This is a genomic window from Streptomyces sp. NC-S4 (assembly GCF_054353315.1).
This window is the reverse complement of record NZ_CM135937.1, coordinates 6,820,799-6,837,942: the sequence shown is the minus strand read 5'-3', so window position 1 is coordinate 6,837,942 and position 17,144 is coordinate 6,820,799. Positions and strand designations below refer to the sequence as shown.

Sequence of the window (17,144 nt, the reverse complement as noted above, 5' to 3'; positions counted from 1 at the left end):
ACCGCAATTGGATGTTTCCACAGGATGGAATTAAGATTTCGCTATTCAGAATGTAGCTACCACCACCAGGAACAGGGCGGACAAGTTCCCGAGGACGTCCGCCACCCGGACAAACCCTCTCTGACCGGCGGCGACGGCCTCGACCCCGACACTGGGACCGACGCCGACCGCCGGGTAGGCTGCTCCCTTGCCTGCCAGCACCGAAAGGACCGCGCCGTGCCGACGTCCAGCGCCAGCACCACCGACGCTTCCTCGAAGACCCCCGCCGCCGGCGGTGGCGTCCAGTCCCTCGAGCGCGCCTTCGACCTGCTCGAACGCATGGCCGATGCCGGGGGCGAGGTCGGCCTCAGCGAGCTCTCCGCCGCCAGCGGTCTGCCTCTGCCCACGATCCACCGCCTGATGCGCACGCTGGTGGCGTGCGGCTACGTACGCCAGCAGCCCAATCGACGGTACTCCCTCGGGCCCCGCCTGATCCGCCTCGGCGAGTCCGCGTCGCGCCTGCTGGGCACCTGGGCCCGCCCCTACCTCGCCCGCCTGGTCGAGGAGACCGGGGAGACGGCGAACATGGCCCTCCTCGACGGCGACGAGATCGTCTACGTCGCCCAGGTGCCGTCCAAGCACTCCATGCGCATGTTCACCGAGGTCGGCCGCCGGGTGCTGCCGCACTCCACCGGCGTGGGCAAGGCGCTCCTCGCCCACACCCCGGCCGACGAGGTACGGGCCCTGCTCGCCCGCACCGGGATGCCGGCGGCTACCGAGAAGACCATCACCACGCCCGAGGGCTTCCTGGAGGCGCTGGAGCAGGTCCGCAAGGTGGGCTACGCGGTCGACGACAACGAGCAGGAAATAGGAGTCCGCTGCCTCGCCGTGTCGGTGCCGAACTCGCCGACCGCCGCCGCGATCTCCATCTCCGGTCCGGCGGGCCGGGTCACCGAGGCGGTGGCCGAGTCCTTCGTGCCGATCCTGCAGGGCGTGGCCGCCGAGCTCTCGGTGGCCCTGGCCAACCAGAGCCCCGCGTAGGTCCGCGCGGTCGCAGCAGTCGTACGGAGGCCCCGGCCGCCCCTCGCTCCGAGGGGCGGCCGGGGCCTCTGCGTCTGCCTTCCGTCTGCCTTCCGTCCGTCTTCCGTCCGTCTTCCGTACGCCGCTCAGGGCACCGGAGCCGGGGCCGGAGCCGGGCCCGGCGTGAGGCTGCCGTCCGTCATCGTCGCCGTACGGTCCATCCGCTCCAGGTGGGCGTGGTCGTGCGTGACCAGCACCGTGGCCGTGGAGCGCTCCCGGGTCAGGGTGACCAGCAGGTCCAGCACGGCCGCGCCGCGCTCGTGGTCGAGCGCGCTGGTCGGCTCGTCGACCAGGAGCACCGCGGGCTCGTTCATCAGGGCGCGGGCGATGTTGATCCGCTGCCGCTGGCCGCCGGAGAGCTGGTGGGGGCGCTTGTCGGCCTTGTCGGCCAGGCCCACCGCGTCCAGCAGCTCCAGCGCCCGCCGGCGCAGGGCCTTCGCCGGACGGCCCGCGACGTGCGCCATGACCTGCAGCTGCTCGGCGGCGGTCAGCGAGGCCAGCAGGTTCGGCTGCTGGAAGACGATGCCGATCTTCTCCCGGCGCAGGGCCGACTTCTCGGCGGGGCCGAGCTCCGTGGTGTCCTGACCCGCGACGACGACCCGGCCGGAGTCCGGGGTGACGAGGGTGGCGGCGACCGCGAGCAGGCTGGACTTGCCGGAGCCGGAGGGGCCGATGATCGCCGTGAGCGTGCCGGCGGGAACCTCCAGGCCGACCGCGTCGAGGGCGGTGAGCCGGCTCTCGCCGTCGGGGTAGGTCAGCGTGACGTCGTGGACGAGGAGGGTCATCGGGCGCTCCCGAGGGCGGTCAGCGGGTCGACGGCGGTGATCCGCCGGATGGAGAGCGCGGCGCCCAGCGCGCCGAGCAGGATCATGATCGCGGCGGGGACGAGCACGGTGGCGGCGTCGAGGACGAACGGCACGGCGCCGCCGCTGATCAGCGCGCCGAAGCCGGCGGCGAGCGCGGTGCCGAGCCCGGTACCGATGGCGAGCATCACGACGGCCTGGCCGAGGGCGTCCTTCAGGAGGTACGGGGTGGAGGCACCCAATGCCTTCAGGACGGCGATGTCCCCGCTGCGCTGGATCGTCCACACCGTGAAGAAGGCGCCTATCACCAGGGCCGAGATGGCGAACAGGAAGCCGCGCATCAGCTGCAGCGAGCCGTTCTCGGCCTGGTACGAGCCTATGGCGCCCAGGGCCTCCTCCACGGTCTGAGCCTTGGTCTTGGCGGCCTCGTCCGCCGCGCCGAGATCCATCCCGCCGCCCCCGGAGACGACGACGACGGTGGCGAGGGTGTCGATGGAGGTGCCGGGGTTGCCGACGCGCTGCCAGTCGCCCAGGTCCATCCAGACGACCGGGGTGTGGCTGTAGGCGGCGGTCCCGGACACCCCCGCCACGGTCAGTTCCAGCGGGCCGATCCTGAGCCTGGCCCCGGCGGTCAGGCCGCCCAGTTCCTTCGCGGCCTTCTCCGTCAGGACCACCTGCCCCTGGGTGAGGCCGGCGTTCCGCGGCGGGAGACTCCCGGCGGAGTCCACCCCGAAGACCGAGACCGCCGCGGTGCGCTCACCCGAGACGGCGTTGGTGGTGCGGATGCCGAGCGGCTCCGCCGCCCGCACCCCGGGCTGCTCCCGCCAGGCCAGCCAGGCGGACTCGGGCACCTGGGAGTTGGTGAAGGAGACCTTCTGGTCCCCGGTGGGCGCGGCGAAGGCCAGGTGCGTGGCGGGCAGACCGGTGATGGCCGAGATGTTCTCCCGGGCCAGGCCGGAGGTGAGTCCGGACAGCAGCCCCACCAGCAGGGTGATGAGCAGCACGACCGACCCCATGAGGGCGAAGCGGCCCTTGGCGAACCGTAGATCTCTCCATGCGACGAACATGTTCCCCACCTTGGTGTTCCGCGTGGACACAAGGCATCGCGCCACAGTAGTGATCCTCGTATCGAAGGGTGCGCCCGGACATCGAACTTTTGGTTGACCGGGTCCGGTCCGCCCCCACTTACGCTGGTCCGGACATGACTGCTCCCGTTTCCTCCGTTCTCCCCGCCACGCGGGCCCTGACGCCTGTGTCCAAGGTGCTGCGGCTGTGCCTGCACGCGCTGCTGTTCGGCCTGCTCGCGCTCGCCGCCGGGCGGGCCGTCACCGATGCCGCACCCCGGGCCGGCTGGGTGATCGCCGTCTGCGCGGTGCTCGCCGCCGTCTACGCGGGCGGCGTACGGGCCCCCGCCGTGCACAGCTCGCCGCGCGCCGGGGCGCTGTGGCTGGCCGGGCTCGGCGCGGCCTGGGCGGCGCTGCTCGTGGTCTCCCCCGACGGGCTGTGGATCGCCTTCCCGCTGTACTTCCTGGAGCTGCACCTGCTGCGGCTGCGCTGGGGGGTCACGGCCGTCGCGGTGACCGCCTGCACGGCCATTGGCGGCTTCCTCGCGCACAGCAGCTCGGTGACCCCCGGGGCCTTCCTCGGGCCGCTGCTGGGCGGGGCGGTGGCGGTGGCGACCGTACTGGGCTACCAGGCGCTGTACCGCGAGAGCGAGCGCCGCCGGGAGCTGATCGAGGAGCTGATCACGACCCGGGCCGAGCTGGCCGCGGCCGAGCGGGGCGCCGGGATCCTGGCCGAGCGGGAGCGTCTCGCCCGGGAGATCCACGACACGCTCGCGCAGGGGCTGTCCTCGATCCAGCTGCTGCTGCGGGCCGCGGAGCGGGCGCTGCCCGAGGGTGCCCCGGCCCGGCCGCACATCGCCCGGGCGCGGGAGGCGGCCCAGGAGAACCTCGCCGAGGCGCGTCGCTTCGTACGGGCCCTCACCCCGCCGGACCTGGAGCACGGGTCGCTCGCGGCCGCGCTGGAACGGCTGTGCGCCGGGGTCCCGGGACCGCGCGTGCGGTTCTCGCTCACCGGCAGCCCGCGGGTGCTGCCCACCCCGTACGAGGTGGCCCTGCTGCGGATCGCGCAGTCGGCGCTGGCCAATGTGGTGCGGCACGCGCGGGCCGGGCGCGCCGAGATCACCCTGACGTTCATGGACGCCTCGGTCACCCTGGACATCGTCGACGACGGGCACGGCTTCGACCCCTCGTCGGTCGCCTCCGGCTCGGGCGACGGCGGCTTCGGGCTGCCCGCCATGCGCTCGCGCGCCGAGACCCTGGGCGGGCTGTTCACCGTGGAGTCCGCCCCCGGGCAGGGCACGGCCGTGGCCGTCACCCTGCCGCTGCCCCTCGAACACCTCGAGGGAACGGCACACACCGAACGTCCGGACGCCGTGGAGGCCCTGTGACCATCCGTCTCCTGCTCGCCGACGACCACCCGGTGGTCCGGGCCGGGCTGCGCGCGGTGCTGGACACCGAGCCCGACTTCGCGGTGGTGGCCGAGGCGGCGACCGCCGAGCGGGCCGTGGAGCTGGCCGCGGCCGAGCCGGTGGACGTGGTGCTGATGGACCTCCAGTTCGGTCCCGGTCCCGGAATGCACGGCTCCGAGGCGACGGCCCTGATCACCGCCCGCCCGGGCGCCCCACGGGTGCTGGTGCTGACCACGTACGACACCGACGCGGACATCCTGGCGGCGGTGGAGGCGGGCGCCTCGGGCTACCTGCTCAAGGACGCCCCGCCGGAGGAGCTGGCGGCGGCCGTCCGGACGGCCGCGGCGGGCCAGTCGGCGCTGGCCCCGGCGGTGGCGCTGCGCCTGATGGACCGGATGCGGACCCCGGCGGAGGCGCTGACGAAGCGGGAGCTGGAGGTGCTGCAGCTGGTCGCGGACGGCCTGTCGAACCAGCAGATCTCCAAGAAGCTCTTCCTCAGCCAGGCCACGGTCAAGTCCCACCTGGTGCACATCTACGCCAAGCTCGGCGTCGACTCCCGTACCTCGGCGGTCGCGGCGGCCGCCACCCGCCGCCTGATCCGCACCCCGTAGGGCCCGCGCCGGACGGGCCCCGGGGCCGTCCTCAGGCGACCCAGTGCGGCCGGTCCACCGCCGACGGGAGCGGCACCCCGTCGTGGAAGGCGCCCGCGAGGCGGCGGATGCCCTCGTCGAGCCGGTCGGCGGGGAGCGTGTACGGGATCCGGAGGCGGTGTTCGAAGGTGCCCGGGTCCACGCCGAAGCGGGCGCCGCGGCCGATGTGCACCCCGGCCGCGGCGGCCCGCTCGGCCAGGGCCGAGCTGACCGGTTCGCCCAGGTCGACCCAGAGCGAGAGGCCGCCCGGCGGGATCTGCCAGGACCATTCCGGGGTGTGCCGCTGGAGCGACCGCACCAGGGCCTCGCGCCGGCTCCGCAGCTGCGTCAGCCGGGCCGGCAGCGCGGCGTCGAGGCCGGCCAGCAGCGGGAGCGCGACGAGCTGGTCGAGTACCGAGCCGGTCATGTCGGCGGAAACCCGGACGGCCGTCAGCTCGGTGATCATCTTCGCGGTGGCGCGGACCCAGCCCACGCGCAGCCCGCCCCAGTGCGTCTTGCTCAGCGAGCCGATGGTGATCACGTGGTCCGCGCCCCCGCGCGGGGCGAGGGAGGCCAGCGGCGCGGGCGCGGGCACGTCCAGCGCGATGTCGGCGATCGTCTCGTCGACCACCAGCCAGGTCCCGGTGGCCCGGGTCGTCGCGAGCAGCCGCAGCCGCTGCTCCGGCGGCATCAGGGCGCCCGTCGGGTTGTGGAAGTCGGGGATCACGTACGCCAGCCTGGGCACGGTCTGGCGCAGCGTGGACTCGGCTATCTCCATGTCCCAGCCCGCGTCGGAGACGGCGATGGATCCGGTGCGCAGCCGCGCGTGGCGCAGGGCGTCGAGGGCGTTGGCGTAGGTCGGGTTCTCGGTCACGACCCGGTCCCCGGCCCGGCAGAGCAGGCTGACGACCAGGGAGAAGGCCTGCTGGGCCCCGGCCGTCACCAGGATCTGCTCGGGGCGCGTGGGCAGCCCGCGGCGGGTGAACCGGTCGGCGACGGCGCTGCGGAGGTCGGGCAGGCCGAACGGGTGGTAGCCGGGGGTCCGGGCGAGCCGGGGCAGCCGGGGCGCGGCCCAGGCCAGGGCGTCGGCGAGGCCGTCCTCCGGGGCGCCCATGGCGGCGATGGCGAGGTCGACGCCGGGTTCGCCGTCGGCGCTGTAGCCTCCGGCGCCGAGCAGGGCGTGGGCCCCGACCGGGCGGTGGCCGTCGGGGAGCTCGGTCCAGGTGCCGGAGCCGCGCCGGCTGCGGACGTAGCCGCTCTCGCGCAGCAGGTCGTAGGCGCCGGTGACGGTGGCCCGGCTGGCGCCGACCGCCTCGGCCAGTTCGCGTTCGGCGGGCAGCCGGACGTGCAGGGCGATGCGTCCGTCGAGGATCAGTGTGCGGACGGCGTCGGCGAGCGCCCGGTAGCCGGGGCGGGCCAGGACGTCGGCGGGCAGCAGGGCCGAGAGCTGACGGCTGCCGATGGTTCTGTCCGCTGTCTGGACCACTCGCCCGATTGCCATGCCAACCTCCCCTGATTGGCTCTGACGGCCAGGCCAATCGAGGACCAGACTCGCTGTATTGGCCCTCGATTGGCAAGGAGATCCCGGAATGCTGACCGACCGTGACGAACGTTTCCTGCTGGCCGCCGCCGAGAACCGGATCGCCCGTCCGCTGCGGATCGGGGCCGCCCTGGCCTCCGTACGGCGCGCCCTGGCACGGCGGTCACCGCAAGGAGCGCAGCAGCGAGAATCGGGGACATGTCAGCCAACAACCACGCACCGTCCGGTCCACCCCTGATCGCGGGCCTGCTCCTGGCCGCCGGCGGCGGCCGCCGGCTCGGCGGCCGGCCCAAGGCCCTGCTCCCCTATCGCGGCCGCCCGCTGGTCGAGAACGCCGTACGGGTCCTGCGCGAGGCGGGCTGCGGCCCGGTGCACGTGGTGCTCGGCGCCTCGGCGGCCGAGGTGCGCGAGCGCGCGGACCTGGCCGGCTGCACGGTCGTGGACAACCCGGACTGGGCACAGGGGATGGGCTCCTCGCTGCGGGTCGGCCTCGCCTCCCTCGCCGGCACGGGCGCCCGCGCGGCCCTGGTCTCACTGGTGGACCAGCCGGGCATCGGCCCGGCGGCGGTGGCGCGGGTACTGGCGGCCTACCGCTCCCCCACCAGCCTGGTGGCGGCGGCGTACGACGGGGAGCGCGGCCATCCGGTGCTGTTCGGCGCGGACCGCTGGGCCGACATCACGGCGACGGCGACCGGCGACAAGGGCGCGCGGGTGCATCTTGCGCGACATGCCGAGGAGCTCATGCTGGTGGAGTGCGCGGACATCGCGGAGGCCTTCGACATCGACACGCCGCCCGACCTGGCACGACTCCTCTGAGCACCGCGTGACGGACCTGGCACTGAGGGCCACCGGGAAGCGGAATGTGTCGACTCGGAGAATCTCGACATCAACAAACCATTGAACTTCCACCATGAGGAAATTACTATCCACTGGTCAGAAGCGCCCTGAACCCCCAGACGGCGCCCGCGACCGTATGACGGAGCTCTCCACACCCGACGGCACTGCGTGCCGTCTCGCGCGAGCATTCCCCCGCGGCCGCCAGGCACCGCCGCTGAAGGAGTGACAGATATGTCCGCACCAGCGCCGTCCCCGCTGGCCATCGTCGACGCCGAGCCCCTGCCCCGGCAGGACGAAGTCCTCACCGAAGCGGCCCTCGCCTTCGTGGCCGAGCTCCACCGGCGGTTCGCCCCCCGCCGTGCCGAGCTCCTCGCCCGCCGCGCCGAGCGCCGTGCCGAGATCGCCCGGACCTCCACCCTCGACTTCCTCCCGGACACCGCACAGGTCCGCGAGGGCGACTGGAAGGTGGCGCCGGCCCCGGCCGCGCTGAACGACCGCCGTGTGGAGATCACCGGTCCGACGGACCGCAAGATGACCATCAACGCCCTGAACTCGGGCGCCAAGGTCTGGCTCGCCGACTTCGAGGACGCCTCGGCCCCCACCTGGGAGAACGTCGTCCTCGGCCAGCTCAACCTCATCGACGCCTACGAGCGCCGCATCGACTTCACCGACCCGCGCACGGGCAAGGCGTACGCGCTGAAGCCCGCCGACCAGCTCGCCACCGTCGTCATGCGGCCGCGCGGCTGGCACCTCCAGGAGCGCCACCTGCAGTTCGAGGGCGGCCCGGCCTCCGGCTCGCTCGTCGACTTCGGCCTGTACTTCTTCCACAACGCCAAGCGCCTGATCGACCTCGGCAAGGGTCCGTACTTCTACCTGCCGAAGACGGAGTCGCACCTGGAGGCCCGCCTCTGGAACGAGATCTTCGTCTTCTCCCAGGACTACGTCGGCATCCCCCAGGGCACCGTCCGCGCGACCGTCCTCATCGAGACGATCACCGCCGCGTACGAGATGGAGGAGATCCTCTACGAGCTGCGCGACCACGCGGCCGGTCTGAACGCGGGCCGCTGGGACTACCTCTTCTCCATCGTCAAGAACTTCCGTGACGGCGGTGAGAAGTTCGTCCTGCCGGACCGCAACGCGGTGACGATGACCGCCCCGTTCATGCGGGCGTACACCGAACTGCTGGTCCGCACCTGCCACAAGCGCGGCGCGCACGCCATCGGCGGCATGGCGGCCTTCATCCCCTCCCGCAAGGACGCCGAGGTCAACAAGGTCGCCTTCGAGAAGGTCAAGGCCGACAAGGACCGTGAGGCGGGCGACGGCTTCGACGGCTCCTGGGTCGCCCACCCCGACCTGGTCCCGATCGCGATGGCCTCCTTCGACGCGGTGCTCGGCGAGAAGCCGAACCAGAAGGACCGGCTGCGCGAGGACGTCTCGGTGGCCCCGGGCGAGCTCATCGCGATCGACTCCCTCGACGCGCGGCCGACGTACGAGGGCCTGCGCAACGCGGTCCAGGTCGGCATCCGTTACATCGAGGCGTGGCTGCGCGGCCTCGGCGCCGTCGGCATCTTCGGCCTGATGGAGGACGCGGCCACCGCCGAGATCTCGCGCTCGCAGATCTGGCAGTGGATCAACGCGGGCGTCGTCTTCGAGAACGGCGAGACGGCCACGGCCGAACTGACCCGCCGGATCGCCGCCGAGGAACTGGCCGCCATCCGCGCCGAGGTCGGCGAGGAGGCCTTCGCGGCCGGCAAGTGGAAGCAGGCCCACGACCTCCTTCTCCAGGTCTCCCTGGACGCGGACTACGCCGACTTCCTGACCCTCCCGGCCTACGACCAGCTGGTCGGCTGATACCCGGATTCGGCTGAAACGCACAGCGGCCGAAGCCTGTCGGCTCCGCCCCCGTCGCCCCACGGCGCGGGGGCGGAGCCGTTTGCGTTCCACAACAGGAAGAACCGGGTCCCGAACGACCGGTCGGTCGTTACTCGTTCGTAACGTGACTGTACCTAGCGGTAACAAGTGGGCCCGTGTCACCTTTCCGATGCCACCGGCCGGCGGTACCCCCACTTCCCAGCCACGCGACGCAGTCGTCGCCGACTTCGGCGTGGCCGAACGCAGGAGTTCCGCAGTGATCGGATTCCGCAACGTCAGCAAGGACCGGGACCGCAGTCGGGTGCGACGGCTGGCCGGGGCCGCGATGGCCGTGCCGCTCGCCGCCGGCGCACTGCTGGCCGGCGGGGCGGGAACCTCCGCCGCGAGCCCGGGGACCGGCCCCACCGCCGTGGTGTCCATGGGCGACAGCTACATCTCCGGCGAGGCCGGGCGCTGGAAGGGCAACAGCCTGACCAACAGCGGCAGCCGCAACGGGACCGACCGGGGCTGGATCAGCGGCAGCACCTACGACCCCGCCAAGGTCTACGGGACCACCGCCGGCGGATGCCACCGCTCCGACTCCGCCGAGGTGCGCAGCGCCGGGGCGATCGCCGATGTCGCCGTGAACCTCGCCTGTTCCGGGGCGGTCTCGGACAACGTCTTCCGCGCCTCCAACGGCGGCGTCCCCTTCAAGGGCGAGGCCCCGCAGGCCGATCAGCTCGCCGCGGTGGCCGCGAGCCACAACGTCAAGGTCATCGCCCTGTCCATCGGCGGCAACGACCTCGGCTTCGCCGACATCATCACGGACTGCGCGCTCGACTTCGTCCTGTGGAACTCGTACTGCTACGACGACCAGCAGTACGGCGTCGACCAGAAGATCGACGCGGTCATGGGCAAGGTCGGCAAGTCCGTGGACGAGATCCGGGCCGTCATGCGCACGGCCGGGTACGCGGACTCCTCGTACCGCATCGTGCTGCAGTCCTACCCGTCGCCGATCCCGCGCGGCGCCGAGAACCGGTACACGCAGAGCGACTGGAGCCGGCTCAACACGGGCGGCTGCCCCTTCTGGAACCGGGACTCGGACTGGGCGCGGGACTCGCTGGTGCCGCAGATAGCGAACCGGATCAAGGGCGTCGCGGCGGCCAAGGGCGCGCAGTTCCTGGACCTGCGGGACATGATGCAGGGCCGCGAGGTGTGCGCGAAGGCGAGCAAGCAGGTGAGCTCCACCGTGCCGGCCTCGGCGAAGACGAGCGAGTGGGCGCGCTGGATCGACCAGAACGAGACGCAGGGGCCGATCCAGGAGTCCATGCACCCGAACTACTTCGGCCAGCTGGCCGCGGGACGCTGCCTGGCCCTGGTCGTCGCCCAGCCCGCGAACTCGGGCTTCAGCTGCAAGAACACCGCGGTCGGGGACCAGACGGGCATGTTCCTGACCCCGGCCTCCTGAGCGAGGCCCCGTGAGCGGGGCTCCACCGGGCGGCGGCCCGGTGGAGCCCTGTGGTGCCCGGCCGGGAGCCCTGCGGCGTCCGGCGGCGCCCGTTCGGGTCAGCCGGACTGCGCGAACGGCCCTGCGGCGCGAGTCTGGGGGGTGACGGACGGGGCGACGGACCGCGGGCCCGACGCGGCGCGCCGCATCCGGAAGGAGCGTGATCGGTGTGGCCCGCAACCGCCGCCTGATCCTGAGCACGCCGTCCGAGGTCTGGCGCCTGTTGTCCGACGGCTACCGCTACGGCGAGTGGGTCACGGGAACCCAGCAGGTCCTGGCCGCGGACGCGCACTGGCCGGCGGTGGGGGCGCGGCTGAAGGTGAGGGTCGGCTCCGGCCCCCTCACCCTCGACGACACGTGCGTCGTGCGCCGGTGCGAGCCGCAGCGCCGCCTGGAGCTGGAAGCCAGGGCGGAACCCTTCGGCGCGGCGCGCATCGCCATGCGCCTGGACCCGTGGGGCGAGAACACCCTCTTCACCCTGGACTGGCACCCGCTGCGGGGACCCGGCACCCGGATGCACGGGCTTCCCGTGGACTACATCGTCGCCATCCGCAACGGCATGATGCTGACGAAGCTCGCCAGGATCGCGGTCCGCGAGCACGCCGCCGCGCAGGTCACGCCGATCACCGGTCGGGGGCGGCCGTGAGCACCGACAGGATGTTGCCCGCCGGGTCCTTGAACCAGGCGATGGTGGGCATGCCGTCCTCGCCGTGCACGATGCCCTTGGCGTCCGCCTCGAAGCCCTCGTAGCGGTCGAAGGCGACTCCGCGCGCGGTCAGCTCGTCCACGGCCCGTTCGACGTCCTCCACGGGGAAGTTCAGGATCGTGCAGTTCGCGGGCCGGTGGTCCTCCTTCGGGTAGACCATGACCGTGGTGCCGCCCGCGAGGTCGAGGCGGAGCAGGCCCATCTGCTCGTCCTCGGAGACGCTCAGGCCGAGGGTCGTGCCGTAGAACTCCTTGGCCCGCTCCAGGTCGTCGACCGCGAATCCGCTGAATGCCCTGCTGTTCTCGAACATGCCGGTTCCTCCGGGTCCGGGGCACCCCCGCTTCCCATGGTCCCTCCGGGACGGCCGGGCGTCGATTCCGCGGGCCCGGCCGGGCAGGCGCCCGGCGGAAATGGGGTGATCGGCGCGAGGGGGGCTGGCATGCTCGGGCGCATGGCAGCACGCGGCGCACGTCCCAGTCTCTACATCTCCGTCGACATCGAGGCCGACGGACCCATTCCCGGACCGTATTCGATGATCAGCTTCGGAGCCTCCGTCGCGGGCCGCCAGGACGGCGCTTCGTATACGGCCGCCGATCCGCAGCAGCTCACCTTCTACCGGGAGTTGCGGCCCATCAGCGAGGAGTTCGTGCCCGAGGCGCTGGCCGTGAGCGGGCTGGACCGCGACCGCCTGGTACGGGAGGGCGCCGATCCGGCGGTGGCCATGGCCGAGTTCCGCGCCTGGGTACGGGAGGTGTCCGCGGGGGCGCAGCCGGTGATGTGCGGCTATCCGGCGTCCTTCGACTGGACCTTCCTGTACTGGTACCTGATCCGGTTCGGCGGCGACAGCCCCTTCGGGCACTCCGGCTGCCTGGACATGAAGACCCTCTACGCCGCGAAGGCGCGGGTACCGCTGCGGGCCGCGGTCAAGGGCCGGATGCCGCGCGAACTGCTGTCGCGGCGCCGCCACACGCACCACGCCCTGGACGACGCGGTCGAACAGGCCGACCTGATGAGCAACTTGATGCTGTGGAACCCTCCCCCGGCGCCCGCCGCGGCCGCCGGCGGCAGCTCCCCGCTCATCACCCACCTCGCGTGGGGACGTATCGAGGCCGAAGGGCTCGCGCCCGGCAAGGACTTCAGGCTCTACCCGGGTGGCGGCCGCCCCTGGGACTGGTCCGAGCACGGTACGCGGCACGATCCCGGCATCCGGCCGGGGGAGGTGCGCGAGTTCCTCGATCTCGGGGTGACGGCGGTCGTGCTCACCCGGGGCATGGAGGGGCGCCTCGGGGTCGTGCCGAAGACACTGGAGGTGCTGCGGGCGGCCGGGGTCGAGGTGCACGTGGCACAGACCGCCGAGGCGGTGGAGATCTACAACCGGCTGGCCGCCACCGAGCGGGTCGCCGGACTCTTCCACTCGACCTGCTGAGCCGGTCGCGCGGCGGCGGCGCGCACGCCACACCCGCAGTGGGTGGCGTGCGCGCCGCCGCCGTGCGCGCCCGGGCGGGGGCCGGGTGTCAGTGCACGGGCACCGGGTCGGACGCGGCCCCCGAGGCCGCGCCCTTCCTGGCGCCGAGGTGGTTGAAGGCCAGGTTCAGCAGGATGGCCACCACGCACCCGGTGCTGATGCCCGAGTCGAGGACGACCAGCAGGTCCTTCGGGAAGGCGTGGTAGAAGTCCGGCGCGGCGATCGGAATCAGCCCGATGCCCACGGAGGCGGCGACGATCAGGGCGTTCTCGCCCTTCTCCATGGCTGCCCCGGCCAGGGTCTGGATGCCGCTGGCCGCGACCGAGCCGAACAGGACGATGCCGGCACCGCCGAGGACCGGCAGCGGGACCACTCCGATGACGGAGGCCGCCATCGGGCACAGGCCGAGCAGGACGAGGATCCCGCCGCCGGCGGCGACGACGAAGCGGCTGCGTACCTTGGTCATGGCGACCAGCCCGATGTTCTGGGCGAAGGCGCTGCACATGAAGCCGTTGAAGAGCGGGCTGAGCGCGCTTCCGAGGGTGTCGGCGCGCAGGCCCCCCTCGATGGTCCGCGCGTCGGCCGGACGGCCGACGATCCTGCCCAGCGCCAGGATGTCGGCGGTGGACTCGGTCATGCAGACCAGCATGACGATGCACATCGAGATGATCGCCGCGACCTGGAACTGCGGGGCGCCGAAGTGGAAGGGGGTCGGGAAGCCGACCACCGACGCGTTCTTGACGGCGTCGAAGCTGGTCATGCCGAGCGGGAGGGCGATGAGGGTGCCGGCGACCAGGCCGAGGAGGATGGATATCTGCTGGAGGAAGCCGCGCAGGAACTTGCGCATCAGCAGGACGATCACCAGGGTGGCGGCGGCCATGCCGATGTTCTGCACGGAGCCGTAGTCGGTCGCGGTGCGGTTGCCGCCCTGCGACCAGTTGAAGGCGACGGGCAGGAGCGAGACGCCGATGAGGGTGATGACCGTACCGGTCACGACCGGCGGGAAGAAGCGGACGAGTTTGCCGAAGTAGGGGGCGGCGAAGAAGCCGATGACCCCGGCGACGATGATCGCGCCGAAGATGACGGGGATGGCGTTCTCCCCCTCCCCCTTGCCTATGGCGATCATCGGGGTCACACCGGCGAAGGAGACGCCGTTGACGAAGGGGAGTTTGGCGCCGATCTTCCAGAACCCGAGGGTCTGGAGGAGGGTGGCGAGGCCCGCGGTGAAGAGCGAGGCGCCCATCAGGAAGGCCGTTTCGGTGGCGGAGAGCCCGACGGCCGGGCCGACGATCATGGGCGGGGCCACGACACCCGCGTACATGGCGGCCACGTGCTGGAGGCCGCTCGTGAACATTTTCAGCGGAGGCAGGGTCTCATCGACCGGATGCTTTTCCTCCGGTACTGCGACTGCATCTGCGTCCTTGCGAAACCTGGGCGCCTGGGCCACGGCTTCCTCCGTTCGGTTGAACACGCCGGCAGGGGGCGTGGTGTCTTGGAGGTGGTGCGAAAGCGGTGCGAGTCGAGCCTGTATGCGGTTGTGGTGGTGCGCATGCTTGTCCCGAGGGGTGCGGAAACGAGTCGCCCGATCATCGGTTCCGCGCTGCGGCCCACGCCGCCGGTTGGTTGCACGAGTCACCGCCCCCGGGGGCGCCTTCGGATCTCCTCAGGCGCTACCCGGGAACGGCTGCCCACGGACCCCGCTCGGGTCCGCGGCTGCCGGCCGGGGGCCGTCCCCCCCGGCCGGACTCCGTGGGATCAGGCCTGCGCGGAGATCCGCGCCAGGCGCTGGGCCTCTTCCCGGGTGGACACGGCGATGGCGTCCTCGTCGGCGAAGAGGAGGCGGTTGTTCTCGACGATCTGCTTGCCGTTGACGAACGAGGCGGTGACCGGGGCCGCCGCGCCGAAGACCAGCGCGGTGACCGGGTCGGCGATCGAGGAGTGCAGGAAGGTGTTCAGGTTCCACAGGACCAGGTCGGCGCACTTGCCGACCTCCAGCGAACCGATGTTGTCGGCACGGCCGAGGACCTGGGCACCGCCGTACGTGCCGAGGCGCAGGGCCTGGCGCGCGTTCAGGGCGCGCTCGCGGTGGACCGGGTTCAGACGGTTGATCAGCAGCGCGTTGCGCAGCTCGGTGTGCAGCTCTCCGGACTCGTTGGAGGCGGTGCCGTCCACGCCGAGGCCGACCGGGACACCGGCGGCCAGCATGTCCGGGACGCGGGCGATGCCGGCGGCCAGACGGGCGTTGGAGGACGGGCAGTGCGCGACACCGGTCTTCGTACGGGCGAACGCGGCGATGTCGGAGTCGTTCATGTGGACGCTGTGCGCCATCCACACGTCCTCGCCGAGCCAGCCGGTCGACTCGAAGTAGTCGGTCGGGCCCATGCCGAAGAGCTCGTGGCAGAACTTCTCCTCCTCGACGGTCTCGGAGCCGTGGGTGTGCATGCGCACACCGAGGCGGCGGGCCAGCTCGGCGCCCTGCTTCAGCAGCTCGGTGGAGACCGAGAAGGGGGAGCACGGGGCGACGGCGACCTGGGTCATCGAGTCGAAGGAGGCGTCGTGGAACTTCTTGACGGTCGCCTCGGTGTCGGCGAGCGCGCCCTCGAGGGTCTCGACGGCGTGGTCCGGCGGCAGGCCGCCGTCCTTCTCGCTGCGGTCCATCGAGCCGCGGGCGAGGGTGAAGCGCACGCCCATCTCGGAGGCGGCCCGGATGATCGAGCCGGACAGGTCGCCGGAGCCCTTGGGGAAGACGTAGTGATGGTCCATCGCGGTGGTGACACCGCCCTTGGCCATCGCGGCGAGGGAGCCCTGCGCGGCCGTGTACGTCATCTGCTCGTCGATGCGCGCCCACGTCGGGTACAGCGCGACGAGCCAGTTGAAGAGGTTGTGGTCGGTGGCCAGACCGCGCGTGATCCACTGGTAGAAGTGGTGGTGGGTGTTGACCAGACCGGGGGTCACGAGGTGCCCGGTGCCGTCGATGCGGCGGACCACGTTGTCGAGGTTCTCGGGGGCCCTGCCCGCGCCGATGGACTCGATCCGGTTGCCTGCGATGACGATGTGACCCGAGGCGTACTCGGTGTCGTTCGCGTCGACCGTAGCGATCGCACAGTTTTCGATGACGATGCGCCGGGCGGCGCTGTCCTGGGCTGCCGATGCTGCCATGGGACTTCCTCGTGCTTTCAGTGGCGGTGCGGGCACGGCAAGGCCCAGGAGATTTGAGTGCCGGAGCCGGGGGCCTTGACAGCTGACAGTACTGCCGCCCCGCACGGTGCGTCCGGGTGCCGAATCAGGAAGCGGGAACGTGTCGCCCGTCCCGGGGCCACTGCGGAGCCCCGGGACCGGCGTGCCGTGATCAGAGGTTGGTCATGTCCACGGGGATACGGGCGTCGACGCCGTCCCGCAGAACAGTGGCCTCGATCAGACCGTACGGACGGTCCGCGGCGAAGTACACCTCGTTGTCGTTCTTGAGGCCGAAGGGCTCCAGGTCGACGAGGAAGTGGTGCTTGTTCGGGAGCGAGAAGCGGACCTCGTCGATCTCCGAACGGTGGTTGATGATGCGCGAACCCATCTGGTACAGGGTCTGCTGCAGCGACAGGGAGTAGGTCTCCGCGAAGGCCTGCAGCATGTGCTTGCGGACCTCGGCGTAGGACTTCTCCCAGTTGGGCATCCGCTGCTCGTCGTCCGACCAGCCGAAGCGCCAGCGAGCCGAGACCTGGGTGGCCAGGATGCGGTCGTAGGCCTCCTTCAGCGTCGTGTACTTGTCCTTCACGTAACCCCAGAACTCGGAGTTCGTGGAGTTCATGACGACGAGGTCCTTGAGGCCGGAGATGACCTCCCAGTTCGTACCGTCGTAGGTGATCTGGGTGACGCGGGTCTCCATGCCCTGGCGGACGAAGGAGTGGTTCACCTCGTCGGAGCCGATGAACTTGGAGTTGGCGTCCGAGGTGGCGATCCGGTCCCAGGCGTACTCCTCGATCCGGATGCGCGCGCGCTTGATCGGCTCCTGGCTGGTGACGAACCAGCGCGCCAGGTGGATGCCGAACTGCTCGGCGGACTCGATGCCGTACTCCTTGGCGAACGCGTACACCGTGTTCTTGGTGGTGTCCGTCGGAAGGCAGTTGGCGTTCGAGCCGGAGTAGTGGACGTCGTCCATGTCGCCGGAGAGGGCGACCGAGACGTTCAGGTCCTTGATGTGGTGCGTGTCGCCGTCCCGCGTGATCTTGACGACGCGGTTCTCTGCTTTGCCGTACTGGTTCTGGCCCAGAATCGTGGCCATG

At 71.6% G+C, this 17,144-nt stretch carries 15 protein-coding genes; 8 read left to right on the top strand and 7 right to left on the bottom strand.

Features of this window, described 5'->3' with window-relative positions; translation table 11 throughout:
• The first annotated feature begins 216 nt into the window (after positions 1-216).
• Positions 217-1,020, top strand: coding sequence for an IclR family transcriptional regulator (locus ACXNSR_RS30745; protein WP_458638608.1), 804 nt, complete (start codon positions 217-219; stop codon positions 1,018-1,020).
• A gap of 125 nt (positions 1,021-1,145) precedes the next feature.
• Here ACXNSR_RS30745 and ACXNSR_RS30740 read toward each other — a convergent pair whose 3' ends face one another.
• Together ACXNSR_RS30740 and ACXNSR_RS30735 are read right to left on the bottom strand one after the other, a co-directional pair.
• Positions 1,146-1,844: an ABC transporter ATP-binding protein gene (locus ACXNSR_RS30740; protein WP_458638607.1), complete on the bottom strand. Its 699-nt coding sequence runs from the start codon at positions 1,842-1,844 to the stop codon at positions 1,146-1,148.
• On the bottom strand, positions 1,841-2,929 hold the full coding sequence (locus ACXNSR_RS30735) for an ABC transporter permease (RefSeq protein ID WP_458638606.1): 1,089 nt from the start codon (positions 2,927-2,929) through the stop codon (positions 1,841-1,843). The genes ACXNSR_RS30740 and ACXNSR_RS30735 overlap by 4 nt, the downstream gene beginning before the upstream one ends.
• Before the next feature lie 134 nt (positions 2,930-3,063).
• Between ACXNSR_RS30735 and ACXNSR_RS30730 the strand changes: the two genes are divergently transcribed.
• Both ACXNSR_RS30730 and ACXNSR_RS30725 read left to right on the top strand, forming a co-directional pair.
• A complete protein-coding gene (locus tag ACXNSR_RS30730) occupies positions 3,064-4,314 on the top strand; it encodes a sensor histidine kinase (protein ID WP_458638605.1) in 1,251 nt (416 codons plus the stop codon).
• Complete coding sequence (locus ACXNSR_RS30725; protein ID WP_327738286.1) at positions 4,311-4,946, top strand: response regulator transcription factor; 636 nt, start codon at positions 4,311-4,313, stop codon at positions 4,944-4,946. The genes ACXNSR_RS30730 and ACXNSR_RS30725 overlap by 4 nt, the downstream gene beginning before the upstream one ends.
• Positions 4,947-4,977: 31 nt before the next feature.
• Here ACXNSR_RS30725 and yczR read toward each other — a convergent pair whose 3' ends face one another.
• Complete coding sequence (yczR, locus tag ACXNSR_RS30720; protein WP_458638604.1) at positions 4,978-6,465, bottom strand: MocR-like transcription factor YczR; 1,488 nt, start codon at positions 6,463-6,465, stop codon at positions 4,978-4,980.
• 237 nt (positions 6,466-6,702) lie between these two features.
• On the opposite strand from yczR, the gene ACXNSR_RS30715 reads away from it, so the two are divergent.
• The 4 genes from ACXNSR_RS30715 to ACXNSR_RS30700 all read left to right on the top strand — a co-directional run bounded on the left by ACXNSR_RS30715 (position 6,703) and on the right by ACXNSR_RS30700 (position 11,345).
• Positions 6,703-7,320, top strand: a complete 618-nt coding sequence (locus ACXNSR_RS30715) for a nucleotidyltransferase family protein (protein ID WP_458638603.1) — start codon at positions 6,703-6,705, stop codon at positions 7,318-7,320.
• A gap of 252 nt (positions 7,321-7,572) precedes the next feature.
• Positions 7,573-9,192 carry a malate synthase A gene (aceB, locus tag ACXNSR_RS30710; RefSeq protein ID WP_458638602.1) on the top strand — a complete coding sequence of 540 codons (1,620 nt, stop codon included), beginning with the start codon at positions 7,573-7,575 and terminating at the stop codon, positions 9,190-9,192.
• Between the two features lie 190 nt (positions 9,193-9,382).
• On the top strand, positions 9,383-10,660 hold the full coding sequence (locus tag ACXNSR_RS30705; RefSeq protein WP_458643440.1) for a GDSL-type esterase/lipase family protein: 1,278 nt from the start codon (positions 9,383-9,385) through the stop codon (positions 10,658-10,660).
• Between the two features lie 208 nt (positions 10,661-10,868).
• Entirely contained in the window at positions 10,869-11,345 is a 477-nt protein-coding gene (locus tag ACXNSR_RS30700; protein ID WP_458638601.1) for an SRPBCC family protein, read from the top strand.
• Here ACXNSR_RS30700 and ACXNSR_RS30695 read toward each other — a convergent pair.
• Positions 11,323-11,715 carry a VOC family protein gene (locus ACXNSR_RS30695; protein ID WP_458638600.1) on the bottom strand — a complete coding sequence of 131 codons (393 nt, stop codon included), beginning with the start codon at positions 11,713-11,715 and terminating at the stop codon, positions 11,323-11,325. The two genes, ACXNSR_RS30700 and ACXNSR_RS30695, sit on opposite strands and share 23 nt — an antisense overlap.
• A 141-nt stretch (positions 11,716-11,856) precedes the next feature.
• Between ACXNSR_RS30695 and ACXNSR_RS30690 the strand changes: the two genes are divergently transcribed.
• Positions 11,857-12,831: an MTH938/NDUFAF3 family protein gene (locus tag ACXNSR_RS30690; protein ID WP_458638599.1), complete on the top strand. Its 975-nt coding sequence runs from the start codon at positions 11,857-11,859 to the stop codon at positions 12,829-12,831.
• Positions 12,832-12,919: 88 nt separating this feature from the next.
• Here the strand turns inward: ACXNSR_RS30690 and ACXNSR_RS30685 are convergent, their stop codons facing one another.
• The 3 genes from ACXNSR_RS30685 to pucL all read right to left on the bottom strand — a co-directional run bounded on the left by ACXNSR_RS30685 (position 12,920) and on the right by pucL (position 17,143).
• Positions 12,920-14,317 (bottom strand): nucleobase:cation symporter-2 family protein, encoded by a 1,398-nt coding sequence (locus ACXNSR_RS30685; protein ID WP_458643439.1) that lies wholly within the window; start codon positions 14,315-14,317, stop codon positions 12,920-12,922.
• A 308-nt stretch (positions 14,318-14,625) separates the two neighbouring features.
• Complete coding sequence (locus tag ACXNSR_RS30680) at positions 14,626-16,029, bottom strand: 8-oxoguanine deaminase (protein WP_458638598.1); 1,404 nt, start codon at positions 16,027-16,029, stop codon at positions 14,626-14,628.
• A gap of 190 nt (positions 16,030-16,219) precedes the next feature.
• Positions 16,220-17,143 (bottom strand): factor-independent urate hydroxylase, encoded by a 924-nt coding sequence (gene pucL, locus ACXNSR_RS30675; RefSeq protein ID WP_458638597.1) that lies wholly within the window; start codon positions 17,141-17,143, stop codon positions 16,220-16,222.
• Position 17,144 lies beyond the last annotated feature (1 nt).

What these genes read in the sequence shown, in the direction of transcription:
- ACXNSR_RS30740 (WP_458638607.1), bottom strand. Translation starts at nt 1,844, where the DNA reads ATGACCCTCCTCGTCCACGACGTCACGCTGACCTACCCCGACGGCGAG.
- ACXNSR_RS30735 (WP_458638606.1), bottom strand. Translation starts at nt 2,929, where the DNA reads ATGTTCGTCGCATGGAGAGATCTACGGTTCGCCAAGGGCCGCTTCGCC.
- ACXNSR_RS30730 (WP_458638605.1), top strand. Translation starts at nt 3,064, where the DNA reads ATGACTGCTCCCGTTTCCTCCGTTCTCCCCGCCACGCGGGCCCTGACG.
- yczR (WP_458638604.1), bottom strand. Translation starts at nt 6,465, where the DNA reads ATGGCAATCGGGCGAGTGGTCCAGACAGCGGACAGAACCATCGGCAGC.
- ACXNSR_RS30715 (WP_458638603.1), top strand. Translation starts at nt 6,703, where the DNA reads ATGTCAGCCAACAACCACGCACCGTCCGGTCCACCCCTGATCGCGGGC.
- aceB (WP_458638602.1), top strand. Translation starts at nt 7,573, where the DNA reads ATGTCCGCACCAGCGCCGTCCCCGCTGGCCATCGTCGACGCCGAGCCC.
- ACXNSR_RS30705 (WP_458643440.1), top strand. Translation starts at nt 9,383, where the DNA reads ATGCCACCGGCCGGCGGTACCCCCACTTCCCAGCCACGCGACGCAGTC.
- ACXNSR_RS30695 (WP_458638600.1), bottom strand. Translation starts at nt 11,715, where the DNA reads ATGTTCGAGAACAGCAGGGCATTCAGCGGATTCGCGGTCGACGACCTG.
- ACXNSR_RS30690 (WP_458638599.1), top strand. Translation starts at nt 11,857, where the DNA reads ATGGCAGCACGCGGCGCACGTCCCAGTCTCTACATCTCCGTCGACATC.
- ACXNSR_RS30680 (WP_458638598.1), bottom strand. Translation starts at nt 16,029, where the DNA reads ATGGCAGCATCGGCAGCCCAGGACAGCGCCGCCCGGCGCATCGTCATC.
- pucL (WP_458638597.1), bottom strand. Translation starts at nt 17,143, where the DNA reads ATGGCCACGATTCTGGGCCAGAACCAGTACGGCAAAGCAGAGAACCGC.